Origin of the sequence: Streptomyces sp. NPDC093546 (genome assembly GCF_044765045.1) — a bacterium.
Classification (GTDB): Bacteria; Actinomycetota; Actinomycetes; order Streptomycetales; family Streptomycetaceae; genus Streptomyces.
On sequence record NZ_JBIWJG010000005.1, the window covers coordinates 464,696 to 479,996 of the forward strand.

A 15,301-nucleotide genomic window follows, 5' to 3' on the forward strand; every position below is an offset into this window, starting at 1 on the left:
TAGAATTCGTGCGTGGCAGGCGGCAGGATCAACGATGACGACGTGAAGGCGGTACGGGACGCGGTCCCGATCGACGCCGTCGTGTCCGAGTACCTCCAGCTGCGCAACGCCGGCGGTGGCAACCTCAAGGGCCTGTGCCCCTTCCACGACGAGAAGTCCCCCTCCTTCCAGGTCAGCCCCAGCAAAGGTCTCTTCCACTGCTTCGGCTGCCAGGAGGGCGGCGACACCATCGCCTTCGTGATGAAGATCGACCACCTCTCCTTCTCGGAGACGGTCGAGCGCCTCGCCGCGAAAGCGGGCATCACCCTGCGGTACGAAGAGGGCGGCTACACCCCGGGCCACCAGCGCGGCGAGCGCATCCGCCTGATCGAGGCGCACAAGGCCGCCGCTCAGTTCTACGTCGAGCAGCTCGACAGCGCCGAGGCCGAGATAGGGCGGAAGTTCCTCGCCGAGCGCGGGTTCGACCAGGCCGCCGCCCAGCACTTCTCCGTCGGCTACAGCCCCGCCGGCTGGGACCACCTCACCCGCTATCTGCGCGGCAAGGGCTTCTCCGACAAGGAGCTCATCCTCTCCGGCCTCTCGCAGGACGGCCGCCGCGGACCCATCGACCGCTTCCGCGGCCGCCTGATGTGGCCCATCCGGGACGTCGGCGGCGACGTCGTCGGCTTCGGCGCGCGCAAGCTCCGCGACGACGACAACGGACCCAAGTACCTCAACACCCCCGAGACCCCGATCTACAAGAAGTCCCAGGTGCTGTACGGCATCGACCTGGCCAAGAAGGACATCGCCAAGTCCAGCCGGGCCGTGGTCGTCGAGGGGTACACCGACGTGATGGCCTGCCACCTCGCCGGGGTCACCACCGCCATCGCCACCTGCGGCACGGCCTTCGGCGGCGACCACATCAAGATCCTGCGCCGGCTGCTCATGGACAACGGCTCGGCCCGCGTCATCTTCACCTTCGACGGCGACGCCGCCGGCCAGAAGGCCGCCCTGCGCGCCTTCGAGGACGACCAGAAGTTCGCCGCCGAGACGTACATCGCCATCGCCCCCGACGGCATGGACCCCTGCGAGCTGCGCCTCGCCAAGGGGGACGAGGCCGTCCAGGAGCTCGTCGAGCCGCGCACCCCGCTCTTCGAGTTCGCGCTCCGCCAGATCGTCGGCCGGTACGACCTGGAGACCCCGGCCGGCCGTGCCGCCGCGCTCGACGAGGCCGCGCCGATCGTCGCCCGCATCAAGAACGTCTCCTCGCAGCACGAGGTCGCCGTGCAACTCGCCGGCATGCTCGGCATCCTCGACACGCAGTTCGTCGTCCGGCGCGTCGCCCAGCTCGCCCGCTGGGCCCGGGACCGCGGCGGCCGAGGTCCTGCGCCCGCGACGCCCCGCCCCGGGACCTCACCCCAGGCCCAGGCTCATGCCCACGCCCCCTCCGGCCCCTCTGGCCCTGCCGGTCCCGCGCTCAACCTGCGCAACCCCGTCCACCAGACCGAGCGCGAGCTGCTGAAGCTCGCCCTCCAGTACCCCGCTCTGGTCTCGCCTGCCTTCGACGCGTACGGCGTCGACGAGTTCACCGCCCCGCCGTACGCCGCCGTACGCCAGACCATCGCCGACGCGGGCGGCGCCGAGCAGGGCATCGAGGGGAGCACCGACTACCTGGCCCGGGTGCGGGACGCCGCGCCCAACGACACGGTGCGCGCCCTGGTCACGGAGCTCGCCGTGGAGGCGATCCACGGGCGCGTGGTCGACGAGACGTACGCGGGCATGCAGCTCGTCGCCGTCCGCCTCCGTGCCGTGGACCGCCGTATCCGCGATGTCCAGGGCACCCTCACCCGCCTCGGCGCCCACGGCGACCCCGAGCGCCTGGCGGCCGTTCAGAACGAGCTGTGGGTGCTCCAGCAGTACGCCCAGTCGCTCCGCAACCGAGGCGCGGACGCGCTCTGACCGCGTAACCGCCCCGTCACGCACCGCCCGCAAAAAGTGCTCGCACGCCCCTCGTGGCGGTGATGTGTCGTACCCCACACTAAGGGGCGGTGCCTGAGTCCTCGGAGCGCGGCCGGTCCACAGACGGTGGGCCACTCATCCCCGCGGATCCGCTCATCGTGTACGGGACGGAAGAAAGCGGCACGGCCGCCGCAGCCGTCCCGCTGCCGCACGCCCCCGAACCGGCAGCGATCACCCTGGAGGTCGCCCCCGTGCAGACCCAGACCCTGACCGACGTCGACCCCGCCACGGCCACTGCGACCGCGACTGCCCTGGCCGTTCCCGTGCAGGCCCTGCGGCCCCACCATCCGGAAGCGCTCCCCGACGTCCCGGACACGGAGGATGCCTCCGAGGTCCCGGAGGTCGCCGACGTCACCGAGATCACCGACGTCACCGAGATCACCGACGTTACCGAGATCGCCGAGGCCGTCGAGCCGCCCGTGGGCCGGCCCACCGCCGCAGCCGGGGCCGGAAGCGGGCCCTCCGCCGACCTCTTCCGCCAGTACCTGCGCGAGATAGGCCGGATACCGCTCCTCACCGCCGCCGAGGAGGTCGAACTGGCCCGCCGGGTCGAAGCCGGCCTCTTCGCCGAGGAGAAGCTCGCGAGCACCCCCGACCTGGACTCACAACTCGCCCTCGACCTCGACCGACTCGTCGTCATGGGCCGCATGGCCAAGCGGCGCCTCATCGAGGCGAACCTGCGTCTCGTCGTCTCCGTCGCCAAGCGCTACGTCGGCCGCGGCCTGACCATGCTCGACCTCGTCCAGGAGGGAAACCTGGGCCTGATCAGGGCGGTGGAGAAGTTCGACTACGCGCGCGGCTACAAGTTCTCGACGTACGCGACCTGGTGGATACGCCAGGCCATGTCCCGCGCCCTCGCCGACCAGGCCCGCACCATCCGGGTACCGGTCCATGTCGTCGAGCTGATCAACCGGGTCGTACGGGTCCAGCGCCGCATGCTCCAGGAACGCGGCTACGAACCGACGCACGACGAGGTCGCCGCCCACCTGGACCTGGCGCCGGAGCGGGTCGGCGAGGTGCTGCGCCTGGCTCAGGAGCCGGTCTCGCTGCACGCGCCGGTCGGTGAGGAGGACGACGTCGCACTCGGCGACCTCATCGAGGACGGCGACGCCGCGTCCCCCGTCGAGTCGGCGGCGTTCCTGCTGCTGCGCGAGCACCTGGAGGTGGTCCTCTCCACCCTCGGCGAACGCGAACGCAAGGTCGTCCAGCTCCGTTACGGCTTGATCGACGGCAGGCCCCGCACCCTGGAGGAGATCGGACGGATCTTCGGCGTGACGCGCGAACGCATCCGCCAGATCGAGTCCAAGACCCTGGGCAAGCTGCGGGACCACGCCTTCGCGGAACAACTACGCGGCTACCTCGACTGACCGGTCAGAAGACGCCAGAAGACGCCAGAAGTAGCTGGAAGTCGTTGGAAGAGGCCAAGTTCAGGCCCAGGCGATCACAAGCGGTCATGAAGGATGTTCGGTCGACCCCTGCCGGCGGCGCGACGCGTCCACCCCGGCGCCGACCGCCGTGCCCAGGCTCAGCCCCAAGGCGATGCCCAGCCCCAGGTTGTCGCTCAGCTGCCCCAGGCTGATCCCCAGGGCCACCCCGATCGGCAGCCACAGCGCCAGCCCCGTCCCGGCGCTGCTCCCGCCCGGACCTCCCCCCTGACCTCCGCCCGGACCCGCGCCCGAACCCCCGCCCAACTCTCCGGCGCTCATCTCTCGAGCGCCCGTCTCTCCCGCGCCCGCGCCCTCTTCCGCCATGTTCCCCAGCTCCCCCTTGATCCGTTTCCCTCGCCGCACGGTCAGTCGACCTCGGCGACCGCCTGCGCGAACTGCGCCGCGTACAGGCGCGCGTACGCGCCCTCCGCCGCCAACAGCTCCGCGTGCGTCCCCTGTTCGACGATCGCCCCATTCTCCATTACCAAGATCACGTCCGCGTCGCGGATGGTCGACAGCCGATGGGCGATCACGAAACTCGTCCGCCCGTGCGCCAGTCGCGCCATCGCCTTCTGGATCAGCACCTCCGTGCGCGTGTCCACGGAGCTCGTCGCCTCGTCCAGGATCAGGATCACCGGGTCCGACAGGAACGCCCGCGCGATCGTGATCAGCTGCTTCTCGCCCGCGCTGACCCCCGCGCCCTCGTCGTCGATGACGGTGTCGTACCCGTCGGGGAGCGTCCGGATGAACCGGTCCGCGTGCGCGGCCCGCGCCGCCGCCTCGATCTCCTCCCGTGACACCTCGCGCGAGCGCGGCGCGCCGTACGCGATGTTGTCGGCGATCGTGCCGCCGAACAGCCAGGTGTCCTGGAGCACCATGCCGATGCGCGAGCGCAGTTCCTCGCGCGACACCGCGGTCGCGTCGACCCCGTCGAAGAGGATGCGGCCGCCCGTCACCTCGTAGAACCGCATCAGCAGGTTCACGAGCGTCGTCTTGCCCGCGCCCGTCGGGCCGACGATCGCGACCGTCTGCCCCGGCTCGACCGTCACCGACAGGTCCTCGATGAGCGGCTTGTCCGGCTCGTATCGGAACGACACCTTCTCCAGCGACACCCGCCCCGCCGGCTCGAAGACCCGGCCCGCCACCGGTGCGGCGTCCGGCGCCTGCTCCTCCGCGTCCAGCAGCTCGAAGACGCGCTCGGCGGACGCGACACCCGACTGCACCAGGTTCGCCATGGACGCCACCTGCGTCAGCGGCATCGAGAACTGCCGCGAGTACTGGACGAACGCCTGCACGTCCCCGATGGAGAGCGCCCCCGAGGCGACCCGCAGCCCGCCCACCACGGCCACCAGCACGTAGTTGAGGTTCGACACGAAGAACATCAGCGGCTGCATGAGCCCGCTGTTGAACTGCGCCTTGAACCCGGCCTCGTACAGCGCCTCGTTCTGCTCCCGGAAGCCCTCGGCCGCCTCCTCCTGCCGCCCGAAGACCTTCACCAGCGCGTGTCCGCTGTACATCTCCTCGATGTGGGCGTTGAGGCGGCCCGTCGACTGCCACTGCCGCACGAAGTGCGGCTGCGACCGCTTGCCGACCCTCGTCGCCACGACCACCGACAACGGCACGGTCACCAGCGCGACCAGGGCCAGCAGCGGTGAGATCCAGAACATCATGGCCAGCACGCCCACGATGGTCAGCGCCGAGTTGATCAGCTGCCCCATGGTCTGCTGCATGGTCTGCGAGATGTTGTCGATGTCGTTCGTCACCCGGCTCAGCACTTCGCCGCGCTTGGCCCGGTCGAAGTACGACAGCGGCAGCCGCTCCAGCTTCGCCTGGACGTCCTCGCGCATCCGGTACACGGTCCGGTTGATCACCTTGATCGACAGGCGCGTCGACACCAGCATCGTCACACCGGCGACCACGTACACCACCAGCACCGCCAGCAACACCGAACCCACGGCGCCGAAGTCGATCCCGTGCCCCGGCGTGAAGTCCACCCCGGACAGCATGTCCGCCAGCCCGTCGTCGCCCTTCGCCCGCAGCGCCTCCAGCGCCTGCTCCTTGGAGGCGCCCTCCGGCATGCCGCGCCCCACCACCCCCGCGAAGACCAGGTCCGTCGCCTTGCCGAGGATCATCGGCCCGACCACCGACAGCGCCACGCCCACCACACCGGCCGCCAGCATCAGCCACAGCGTGGCCTTCTCCGGCGCCAGCTGCCGCAGCAGCCGCCTGCCCGACCCCTTGAAGTCCATCGACCTCTGGTCGGGGCCGCCGCCGGCCATCATCCGTCCCGCCGGCCCCGCCATCAGGCTGCCTCCGCTTCCGTCAGCTGGGAGAGCACGATCTCCCGGTACGTCTCATTGCCCGCCATCAGCTCCTCATGGCGCCCCGCCCCCACGACGCGGCCCTCGTCGAGGACGACGATCCGGTCGGCGTCGCGGATCGTCGACACGCGCTGCGCGACGATCACGACCGTCGCGTCCGCCGTCTCCGCCGCCAGCGCGGCCCGCAGGCGCGCGTCCGTGGCGTAGTCCAGCGCCGAGAACGAGTCGTCGAAGAGGTAGATCTCCGGCCGCTGCACCAGCGTCCGCGCGATCGCCAGCCGCTGCCGCTGCCCGCCCGACACGTTCGTCCCGCCCTGCGCGATGGGCGCCTCGAGGCCGTGCTCCAACTCCCGTACGAAGTCGGCGGCCTGCGCCACCTCCAGCGCGTGCCACAGCTCCTCGTCCGTCGCGCCCGGGTTCCCGTACCGCAGGTTCGTCGCGATCGTCCCCGAGAAGAGGTACGGCTTCTGCGGTACGAGCCCGACCGTACGCGCCATCAGCGCCGGGTCGAGCTCGCGCACGTCGACACCGTCGACCAGCACCTCGCCGCCCGTCGCGTCGAACAGCCGGGGCACCAGCCCCAGCAGGGTCGACTTGCCGCTGCCCGTCGACCCGATGACCGCCGTCACCTCGCCGGGCCGGGCGACCAGGTCGACACCGCGCAGCACCGGCTCCTCGGCGCCCGGATAGCGGAAGTCTGCGTTCCGTATCTCCAGGTGTCCGTGCCGGGCCAGCTTCCGCACGGGCGACGCCGGCGGCACGACGCTCGACTCGGTCCGCAGCACCTCCTCGATGCGCTCGGCGCACACCTCGGCACGCGGCACCATCATGAACATGAAGGTGGCCATCATCACGGCCATCACGATCTGCAGCAGATACGCGAGGAAGGCCGTCAGCGCCCCGATCCCCATCGCGCCGCTGTCGATCCGGTGCGCGCCGAACCACACCACCGCGACGCTCGACACGTTCACCACGGTCATCACCGTCGGGAACATCAGCGCCATCAGCCGCCCGGTCGCCACGGACACGTCGGTCAGAGCGCCGTTCGCCGCCCCGAACCGCTCCCGCTCGTACGCGTCCCGTACGAAGGCGCGGATGACCCGGTTACCGGTGATCTGCTCGCGCAGCACCCGGTTCACGGCGTCCAGCCGCTCCTGCATCGTGCGGAACAGCGGGCGCATCCGCCTCACGATGAGCGAGACGGAGAGGGCGAGCACCGGCACCACGGCCAGCAGCACCGACGACAGCGGCACGTCCTGCCCGAGCGCCATGACGATGCCGCCCACGCACATGATCGGTGCCGACACCATCAGCGTGAACGACATCAGCACCAGCATCTGCACCTGCTGGACGTCATTGGTCGTACGCGTGATGAGGGACGGTGCCCCGAACTGCCCGACCTCCCGCGCCGAGAACGACTGCACCTGGTCGAAGACCGCCGCCCGCACGTCCCGGCCCAGCGCGGCCGCCGTGCGCGCCCCGTAGTAGACGGCGCCGATGTTGCAGACCACCTGCACCACCGAGACGACGATCATCACGGCGCCGAACCGAAGGATGTAGCCCGTGTCACCGGGGACGACACCGTTGTCGATGATGTCGGCGTTCAGGCTGGGGAGGTAGAGGGAGGCGCAGGTCTGCAGAAACTGAAGGGCCACCAACACGACGATGGGCCGTTTGTACGGCCCTAGGTGGCGGCGAAGAAGTTGTCTGAGCACACCATCAACTATCCCCGCCGCCCCGGCCCCTTACGAGCGCTTTTCCCCGATCATCGTGGGCGGCGGGGGCATTGGCCGCCCGCTGCCCGGCGCGAAAGGCTTGGCGCCGCGGGCGTTCACGCCTCGAACGCTCCCGGGTGCAGCTGGTCCCGCGTCGCCCCGTACTGCTGCCGCACCGCCTGCCCCACGGCCAGCTCCTCGCCCGGCTCGAACACCTGCATCGCGGCCGCCTGCCAGGCCGGCGGGGCCTGCGGCGACAGCGCACCGTGCGACACCCCCAGCGCCCACGCCGCCTGCCGCGCCGCACCGAGCGCCGCGTAATCCGCCGGCTGCGGTACGACGACCTGGGCGCCGAAGATCGCCGGCGCGGCGGCCTGCACGGCGGGCAGCTCGGCGGCCGCCCCCAGCAGGAACACCCGCCGCACCTCCACACCGCGCCCGCGCAGTACGTCCATGGCGTCGGCGAGCGAGCACAGCATGCCCTCGAAAGCCGCCCGCGCCAGGTGTTCGGGCTTCATCGACTCGCGCCGCAGCCCGCTCAGAGTCCCCGCGGTGTGCGGCAGCTGCGGCGTCCGCTCACCCTCCAGATACGGCAGAAGGACGAGCCCGGAGGCGCCCGGGGTCGACTTCAGTGCCAGCGCCGACAGCTCCTCGAGGCTGTCCACGCCCAGCATCTCCGCGGTGCCGCGCAGCGCCCGCACCGCGTTCGAGGTGTGCACGACCGGCAGGTGCATCCCGGCCGCGTCCGCGAACGCCGTGATCATGCCGCGCGGGTCGGCCAGCGCCTCGTGGTGCACGGCCATCACCGACCCCGACGCGCCCAGCGAGACCACGGCGTCACCGATGCCGAGTCCGAGCCCCAGCGCGGCGGCCATGGTCTCGCCGGTCCCCGCGGAGATCAGCAGTCCCTCGGGCGTGACGCCCGCGGCCTCGGCGGGGCCCAGGACCTCCGGCAGCGCGGCCTGGTGCCCCAGCGCCAGCTCCACCAGGTCCGGCCGGTACGCACCGGTGCCGGCCGACCAGTACCCCGTACCGGAAGCCGCCCCCCGGTCCGTGGTGCGGCGCGCCGGCCGGCCCAGCAGCTGCCACACCAGCCAGTCGTGCGGCTGCATCACCATCGCCACGCGCGCCGCCGCCTCCGGCTCGGTACGCGCCAGCCACCGCAGCTTCGCCACCGGCTGCGCCGCCTGCGGTACGCAGCCGACGGCCTCGGCCCACGCCTGACGGCCGCCGAACGCCTCGATCAGGTCCGCGGCGGCCACCTGCGCGCGCTTGTCGTTGCCGACCAGCGCGGGTCGCACCAGCGCACCCTGCGGGTCCAGCGGCAGCAACCCGTGCTGCTGCGCGGAGACGCCGATGGCCTGCACACCCTCCAGCAGGCCGCCGGAAGCGGCCTCCCCGAGGGAGAGCAGCCACGCCTGCGGGTCGACCTCCGCGGCCTTCGGCTCGACGGGGTGGGGCGCGTAGCCCTGCCGCAGTACGGCGCCCGTGTCCGTGTCACAGACGACGATGCGCGTGAAACCCGACGAACTGTCCAACCCGGCGACTATCCCCATGGGCATAGATTCTGCCGCACTCGGGACACACCGCGGCCCGCCAGGTACCGCGGCCGGCCGCGGCCGGCCGGGATGTTCCCGGTATCACAGCGACGCAGGGTGGAGGCGCTGAGCGGCTCGGCTCAGGTGTTAGTGGTTCCCCACTCGTCCTCACCGCCCTGGCCGCGCTCCCGCAGCGAGCGCACCCGCTCGGCGACCGACTCGGGAACCCGGTCCCCGACCTTGTCGCTCACGGCGTGAAGTGCCTTCTCGGCCACTTCCCGCCCGGTGTGCGCCGCCGACTCGGCGGCGTTGCGCACGGCCGGGTTCTGCGAGAGGTCACGCGCCGACTTCCGCAACTGCTCGTACCGCTCCCGGCCGGCCCGGGTGCCGAGCACGTACCCGAAGGCCAGTCCAACGACGAACGCGAGCTTGTACCGCATGGCTGCCACCCTTCCGAAGGCGTTGGTGCTGGCCGCCTACCCGCGTGGCCGGAGATCACCCCGGGGAACCGATTGGCGGAGCACCCCCCTGCTTGCGCTAATGTATGTGTCGCAGCGAGCGAGCGCCGCCCGGGAAGCCCCGGGTGGGTGCGTTCGGTGCAACGCAGCAATCCCCTGTAGCTCAATTGGCAGAGCAGCCGGCTGTTAACCGGCAGGTTACTGGTTCGAGTCCAGTCGGGGGAGCGCGATCCCCTGTAGCTCAATTGGCAGAGCATTCGGCTGTTAACCGGAGGGTTGCTGGTTCGAGTCCAGCCGGGGGAGCGGTGCTGGGAGAGGACCCCTGGGAGGGGGTCCTCTTTCGCGTTCCGGCGGTGAAACCGAGGCTTCTCGGATCGATCCGACCGTGACGGGAACCGCGCAGCGCTCAGCGCGGTCTTCATAGGCGTGCGTATGCCGACCATCCGGAGCAGGAGATCGTATGAGCGGCTATGCTGCGGCAGACGGCGCGCACAAATGTGCGCGACGCGCCGTAAGGGGCGGTAGCTCAGCCGGTTAGAGCAGCGGACTCATAATCCGTCGGCCGTGGGTTCGAGTCCCACCCGCCCCACCACAGCAGTGGTCGGCAGAAACGTTTCTGCCCGCGGAAGCGTACGAGCGAGGCCCGCCGCTCCCAGGCGGCGCGCCCGCTCCTCGCACGGGCATGGCGATGAACCACTCGTACGGGTACGGGCATGGGTCTCGCATACGGCGAGGCCCGGTGTCACAGCCGGCGCGACCGCCGGATCGGCTCCCCCGCCGCGCCAGGCCCTCTCCTTATATCTCGGGCCTCGGTTCTCGAGCCTCAGGCCTACGCCGCCGAAGCGACGCCCCCTTGCTGGGCCGCAGCCCACAGGACGACGAGTCGCTGGTAGATACGGTGCTCGTCCGGCGACAGCTGCCCGTCGGCGCGTGCCCACAGCTCACGGATCGCCGCATTCAGGGCGTGGGCATCCGGCTGGACAGGAGGGCGGCGCGAAGCTTCGGACATGTCATCCAGCGTAGGGCGAGATTCCGATGATTCGCCCCCTCCTGGGACGTGCGATCCGCCACGAACACCGGATGGGACCCGGAGCACAGGGCAGCCGGCCGAGCGCGGCGTACGGATCGGAATGACGTGAGTCACAGCGGGGGCGGCAGCGAGCGCGCCACGCGGAAGCCCACGTCGTCGATCCGGAAGGTCGGGTGGCTGCGCCGCCGTACCGAGGCCCGGCAGCTCCAGTGCTCGTCGGACCATCCACCGCCGCGCAGCACCCGGTAGGTGCCGTACACCTCGGCGTCGTAGACGTCCCAGCACCAGTCCCACACGTTGCCCAGCATGTCGTACAGGCCCCAGGCGTTGGGCTGCTTGCCGCCGGCGGCGCGGATGCGCCCGTCGGAGTTGTTCCGGTACCAGGCGACGTCGTCGAGCGGGCCGTAACGGGGACCGGTGGTGCCCGCACGGCACGCGTGCTCCCACTCGGCCTCGGTCGGGAGCCGGTAGCCCTCGGCGGCGGCGTCCCACGCGACCGCCTCGCCGTCGGCGGAGAGGTGGTAGGCGGGCGCCAGGCCCTCGCGCGAGGAGAGCGCGTTGCAGAACCGGACCGCGTCCCACCACGAGACACCCTCCACGGGCAGCCGGTCACCTTCCGCCGTACTCGGCCGCCGGCCGGTGATCTCCGCGTACAACGACTGCGTGACCGGGAGGGCGGCCATCCGGAACGGCGCGATCTCGACCGCCCACCTGCGCTCCGTCCGCCGATCCGACAGCGTGACGCGCCCCGGCGGTACCGCGACCATGTCCGTTCCCCAGTCCGCGTTCATGGCGGGCCACCCTACTGGTGATCAAGGTGGGCTCCGGATCCGTCGGCGCCGGTGCACCGGACCCGACGGTGCGCACCAAGAGGATATATCGACAAATACGGATGCCTGGTGCGTGCACATGTCGATATGTGCGATGAGCCCTCTCGGAGTCCTCTCGGGTGTTGTGCTACTGGAATTCTATTAATCCCAAAGGGTGGCTCGAATTAAGATTTTCTGCGGCAGCACACCAGAATGGCGGAACCCCCCGCCGCTGGAGGTTCCGTTGCCCCGCTCAGTCTCGTCACCCTCATCCCCCTCGACCCCCTCCACCATCACGACCATCGGCCTGGCTCTGTTCGCCACCCGCTGGCTCCAAGCCCCGCTGTATTTCGGCCTCGTGGCCGCGCAGGGGGTGTACGTCTACAAGTTCTTCAACGAGCTCTGGCACCTCGTCGACCACGTCGTCAGCGGCCAGGCGGACGAGACGTACGTCATGCTCGCGGTCCTCAAGCTCGTCGACGTCGTGATGATCGCCAATCTGCTGATCATGGTGATCGTGGGTGGATACGAGACGTTCGTCTCGCGTATCGGGCTGCAAGGACACCGCGATCAGCCGGAGTGGCTGTCGCACGTCAATTCCAATGTGCTGAAGGTGAAGCTGGCGACGGCGATCGTCGGAATTTCGTCCGTGCACCTGCTCCAGATGTTCGTGGACGTCCATCACACGCCCCGGCACGACCTGTTGTGGGGCACGGTCATCCATATGGCGTTCATCGTCTCGGCGGCCATCCTCGCGTACATGTCCGGGCCGATGGCCACGCACGAGCCCAAGGGCCACGGCGTGAAGGAGTCGCCGCACTATGTCGTCCTGCCGCGGCAGCGGGACGGGCGGAAGGTGGACGAGGGCGACGGAACCGCCCAGACCGACACGGCGGGGCGGGGGGACGGTCGCGACGGCGGGGACGGGCACGGGCACGGGGAGCGGGGTGAGCACGAGCGCTCCGAGGCCGAGGAGCGGATCCAGGCCGCCGGCTTTCCGGCCCGCAAGCTTCTGGAGATGTTCGACGAGGGCCACCTTCGGGCGCCCGACCCGCAGACCCTCGCCCGGCTCGGGAAGGTGGACTTCGTCACGCGCCGGGCCAACGTCGTACTCCTGGGCCCGCCCGGAACCGGCAAGACGCACCTCGCCATCGGGTTGGGCGTACGGGCCTGCCAGGCGGGCCACCGCGTGCTGTTCGCCACCGCCGCCGACTGGGCCGACCGGCTCCGGGAAGCCAAGGCCGCGGGGCGCCTCGGGAGGCTGCTCGCCGAGCTCGACGCGTATCCGCTGCTGATCGTGGACGAGGTCGGGTACGTGCCGTTCGACGACGACGTCGCCCACCTCTTCTTCCGGCTGGTGTCGCACCGCTACGAACGCGCCTCGCTGATCGTCACCAGCGATCGGCCCTTCGGCCGCTGGGACGAGGTCTTCGGTGACACCGGCATCGCCTCGGCGACGGTCGACCGCCTCGTCCACCACGCGGACGTCCTCACTCTCGACGGCGAGAGCTACCGCTCGCGCAGGCTGGAGCAGACGGCGGTCACCGGGTGGGGCGGGCCGGGCTACTGACTGCTCCCGCCGCCCCGGTCGTCGCCGTACGGGTCACTCGATGACGAGCTCCACCGGAATGTTGCCGCGCGTGGCCTTCGAGTACGGGCAGTACGCGTGCGTCTTCTCCAGCAGCTCGCGGCCCGCCTCGCCCTGGAGGTGGTCCGGGAGTTCGACGCGCATCACCACGGCGAGGCCGAAGCCGCCGTCGCCGTCCTTGCCGATGCTGACCTCGGCGGTGACCGAGGCGTCCTTGACGTCGATCTTCTCCTGGCGGCCGATCGCGCCCATCGCGCTGGCGAAGCAGGCCGCGTAACCGGCGGCGAAGAGCTGCTCCGGGTTGGTGCCCTGTCCGTTGCCGCCGAGCGGCTTGGGGTGGGCGAGCGGCAGGTCTATGTGGCCGTCGGAGCTGACGGTACGGCCTTCGCGGCCGTTGGCGGTGGCGACGGCGGTGTACAGGGCGTCCATGGTGGGGCCCGTCCTCTCAGGCGTGGGGCTGGTGACGGGTATATTTGTAGCGCACTATTTAATTGTGCACAACTGAATAGTGCTCGGGGTAACATGGATCCATGGACACGCCCGGTACCGCGCGGGACGAGGACTTCCTCCGCCTCGACCACCAGATCTGCTTCTCCCTGCACGCCGCCACGCGCGCCTTCAACGGCGTGTACCGCACCGCGCTGAAGGACCTCGGCCTCACGTACCCGCAGTACCTGGTCATGCTCGTGCTCTGGGAACACGGCGAACTGCCCGTGAAGCGCATCGGTGAACACCTGCGCCTCGACTCCGGCACCCTTTCGCCCCTGCTCAAGCGCCTGGAGAGCGCCGGCTACGTCGAGCGCCGCCGCAGCCCCGAGGACGAGCGGTCCGTGACCGTACGGCCCACGGAGGCCGGGACGGCCCTCCGTGAGCGCGCCCTCGGGGTGCCGCGGCGGATCGCCGCCGCGACCGGGATGTCGCTGGACGAGGTCCGTGCCCTGCGTGCCCGCCTCAACGAGCTGACCGCCGCACTCGACCTCGCCGAGGTGGACCTGGCGAAGGGCGAGTGCCTGGAGGAGACCCCGTAACCAACGGCAACCATCGGCCGGCAGCCACCACCGGCGGCGTTACGTCACACGATGCCGCGCACGATGCCCAGCTCCACGAGGTCCTGCGGGCGCAGTCGCAGCTGTTCGGCCGTGTGCGGCGCCTCCTCGGGCGGCCGCTTGAGTATCGCGGCCGCCAGCTCCGGGGCGATCACCGAGAAGTAGCTGTCGGGCGTCGCCCAGGTGTTGCCCGAGGCCGCCAGGGCCAGCGCCCCGCCCGAGCCGCCCTCGCCGATCAGCAGCGTCGTCACCGGCACCCGCGCCCCGGCGACCGCCGCGAACGCGTCCGCGATCGCCGCGCCCGCGCCCGTGCGCTCCGCCTCGGCGTCGTTCGCGGCGCCCGGCGTATCGACGAGGGTCAGCACCGGCAGGCCCAGCCGGTCCGCGAGGCGGATCACCCGCGCGGCCGTGCGGTAACCGGCCGGGCGGGTCGCGGTGCCGCACTGCGCGACGTACGCCACCGCCAGCCCGTCGGGGCGCAGCCCCACGCCGGACAGCAGCCCCGGGTCCGTACCGCCGCAGCGGTCGCCCACGAGTGGCAGCCGGTACGTGAAGTACCGCTCCAGGTACGCCTCGGCGCGCGGCCGGGCAAGAGCGCGGGCCTGGAGAACGGCGTCCCAGCCGCTGGAGGGGAGAGAGGCCGCGTCCGACAGGGCGGAGGGCGGCTCCACGGGCCCCGGCGCGGGCGTCGTCAGCGCCGTCAGCCAACGGGCGACCGTCTCCCGAAGCTCCTCTGGCCGTACGACGGCGTCGACATGACCGGCCGCCAGCTGGCCCTCGGCCGTGTACGCCGACGGGTCCGCGTCCGCCGGCCGTACGCGTGAGCCCGCGAAACCGATCTGCGCACCGGGCAGCGCCAGGATCACATCGGCGCCCGCGCCGACCGTCGCCCAGCCGCCGCCCGTCGCCGGGTCCCGCAGCACGGCGATGTGCGGCACGCCCGCCTCCCGGAGCAGCACCGTCGCACGCGCCACCCGCTGGAGCTGGGTCAGCGCGATCATGCCCTCCTGCATGCGGCTGCCGCCCGTCGCGACGAGCGAGACCAGCGGAACGCGCTGCTCGCGTGCCAGGCGGTAGGCGTCCTCCAGGCGGTCGCCGGCCCGTTCGCCCAGGGAGCCGCCGAGGAAGCCGAACTCGAACGCGAGCAGCGAGCAGCGGCGGCCTCCGATGGTCGCCGTGCCGTAGACGATGGACTCCTCCTCGCCCGTACGTTCGGCCGCACGCGCGCGTGAAGCGTCGTAGCCCTGCCAGGACAGTGGCCCGTCCGGGGCGGTGTGCCCGGCGGCAGGACCGTGCTCGACGGGCGGCTTGTGCTCGGCGAAGTCGTCGGTGAGGAGGGCTATGGCGCGGCGGGCCGGCAGGCGGGAGTCC

The 15,301-nt window shown here is 71.1% G+C and carries 12 protein-coding genes and 3 tRNA genes; 7 read left to right on the forward strand and 8 right to left on the reverse strand.

All coding sequences use genetic code 11. From position 1 onward, the window contains the following. Positions 1-12 precede the first annotated feature (12 nt). Together dnaG and ACIRNI_RS14665 are read left to right on the forward strand one after the other, a co-directional pair. Positions 13-1,938: a DNA primase gene (gene dnaG, locus ACIRNI_RS14660; protein ID WP_403551516.1), complete on the forward strand. Its 1,926-nt coding sequence runs from the start codon at positions 13-15 to the stop codon at positions 1,936-1,938. Positions 1,939-2,027: 89 nt separating this feature from the next. Then, positions 2,028-3,365: a sigma-70 family RNA polymerase sigma factor gene (locus tag ACIRNI_RS14665; protein WP_403551518.1), complete on the forward strand. Its 1,338-nt coding sequence runs from the start codon at positions 2,028-2,030 to the stop codon at positions 3,363-3,365. Between the two features lie 425 nt (positions 3,366-3,790). Here the strand turns inward: ACIRNI_RS14665 and ACIRNI_RS14670 are convergent, their stop codons facing one another. The 4 genes from ACIRNI_RS14670 to ACIRNI_RS14685 form a co-directional block, all read right to left on the reverse strand. After that, positions 3,791-5,728, reverse strand: a complete 1,938-nt coding sequence (locus ACIRNI_RS14670) for an ABC transporter ATP-binding protein (protein ID WP_403551520.1) — start codon at positions 5,726-5,728, stop codon at positions 3,791-3,793. After that, on the reverse strand, positions 5,728-7,461 hold the full coding sequence (locus ACIRNI_RS14675; RefSeq protein ID WP_403551522.1) for an ABC transporter ATP-binding protein: 1,734 nt from the start codon (positions 7,459-7,461) through the stop codon (positions 5,728-5,730). The genes ACIRNI_RS14670 and ACIRNI_RS14675 overlap by 1 nt, the downstream gene beginning before the upstream one ends. A gap of 116 nt (positions 7,462-7,577) precedes the next feature. After that, positions 7,578-9,017 carry an FGGY family carbohydrate kinase gene (locus tag ACIRNI_RS14680; RefSeq protein WP_403551524.1) on the reverse strand — a complete coding sequence of 480 codons (1,440 nt, stop codon included), beginning with the start codon at positions 9,015-9,017 and terminating at the stop codon, positions 7,578-7,580. 122 nt (positions 9,018-9,139) lie between these two features. Next, positions 9,140-9,439, reverse strand: coding sequence for a YtxH domain-containing protein (locus ACIRNI_RS14685; RefSeq protein ID WP_355355781.1), 300 nt, complete (start codon positions 9,437-9,439; stop codon positions 9,140-9,142). Positions 9,440-9,609: 170 nt separating this feature from the next. Here ACIRNI_RS14685 and ACIRNI_RS14690 point away from each other — a divergent pair. From ACIRNI_RS14690 to ACIRNI_RS14700, 3 genes are all read left to right on the forward strand, one after another. Beyond that, positions 9,610-9,682: transfer RNA gene (locus ACIRNI_RS14690), tRNA-Asn, on the forward strand. Between the two features lie 5 nt (positions 9,683-9,687). After that, positions 9,688-9,760, forward strand: a tRNA-Asn gene (locus ACIRNI_RS14695). A gap of 212 nt (positions 9,761-9,972) precedes the next feature. Beyond that, positions 9,973-10,049: transfer RNA gene (locus ACIRNI_RS14700), tRNA-Ile, on the forward strand. A 237-nt stretch (positions 10,050-10,286) separates the two neighbouring features. Here ACIRNI_RS14700 and ACIRNI_RS14705 read toward each other — a convergent pair. Both ACIRNI_RS14705 and ACIRNI_RS14710 read right to left on the reverse strand, forming a co-directional pair. Then, the gene (locus ACIRNI_RS14705) at positions 10,287-10,466 is read right to left on the reverse strand and encodes a hypothetical protein (RefSeq protein ID WP_403551526.1); all 180 of its coding nucleotides are present in this window, start codon (positions 10,464-10,466) and stop codon (positions 10,287-10,289) included. Between the two features lie 131 nt (positions 10,467-10,597). Next, positions 10,598-11,278, reverse strand: coding sequence for a formylglycine-generating enzyme family protein (locus tag ACIRNI_RS14710; protein WP_403551528.1), 681 nt, complete (start codon positions 11,276-11,278; stop codon positions 10,598-10,600). Positions 11,279-11,540: 262 nt separating this feature from the next. On the opposite strand from ACIRNI_RS14710, the gene istB reads away from it, so the two are divergent. Further along, on the forward strand, positions 11,541-12,866 hold the full coding sequence (gene istB / locus ACIRNI_RS14715) for an IS21-like element helper ATPase IstB (RefSeq protein ID WP_403551530.1): 1,326 nt from the start codon (positions 11,541-11,543) through the stop codon (positions 12,864-12,866). 33 nt (positions 12,867-12,899) lie between these two features. Here istB and ACIRNI_RS14720 read toward each other — a convergent pair whose 3' ends face one another. Further along, complete coding sequence (locus tag ACIRNI_RS14720; protein WP_403551532.1) at positions 12,900-13,313, reverse strand: organic hydroperoxide resistance protein; 414 nt, start codon at positions 13,311-13,313, stop codon at positions 12,900-12,902. A gap of 101 nt (positions 13,314-13,414) precedes the next feature. On the opposite strand from ACIRNI_RS14720, the gene ACIRNI_RS14725 reads away from it, so the two are divergent. Then, complete coding sequence (locus tag ACIRNI_RS14725; protein ID WP_403551534.1) at positions 13,415-13,912, forward strand: MarR family winged helix-turn-helix transcriptional regulator; 498 nt, start codon at positions 13,415-13,417, stop codon at positions 13,910-13,912. Positions 13,913-13,956: 44 nt separating this feature from the next. Here the strand turns inward: ACIRNI_RS14725 and ACIRNI_RS14730 are convergent, their stop codons facing one another. Continuing rightward, a complete protein-coding gene (locus ACIRNI_RS14730; protein ID WP_403551630.1) occupies positions 13,957-15,291 on the reverse strand; it encodes a carboxyl transferase domain-containing protein in 1,335 nt (444 codons plus the stop codon). Positions 15,292-15,301: the final 10 nt, after the last annotated feature.

Coding starts and splice junctions, on each gene's coding strand:
- ACIRNI_RS14670 (WP_403551520.1), bottom strand. CDS start 5,728: ATGGCGGGGCCGGCGGGACGGATGATGGCCGGCGGCGGCCCCGACCAG.
- ACIRNI_RS14680 (WP_403551524.1), bottom strand. CDS start 9,017: ATGGGGATAGTCGCCGGGTTGGACAGTTCGTCGGGTTTCACGCGCATC.
- ACIRNI_RS14685 (WP_355355781.1), bottom strand. CDS start 9,439: ATGCGGTACAAGCTCGCGTTCGTCGTTGGACTGGCCTTCGGGTACGTG.
- ACIRNI_RS14705 (WP_403551526.1), bottom strand. CDS start 10,466: ATGTCCGAAGCTTCGCGCCGCCCTCCTGTCCAGCCGGATGCCCACGCC.
- ACIRNI_RS14710 (WP_403551528.1), bottom strand. CDS start 11,278: ATGAACGCGGACTGGGGAACGGACATGGTCGCGGTACCGCCGGGGCGC.
- ACIRNI_RS14720 (WP_403551532.1), bottom strand. CDS start 13,313: ATGGACGCCCTGTACACCGCCGTCGCCACCGCCAACGGCCGCGAAGGC.
- ACIRNI_RS14725 (WP_403551534.1), top strand. CDS start 13,415: ATGGACACGCCCGGTACCGCGCGGGACGAGGACTTCCTCCGCCTCGAC.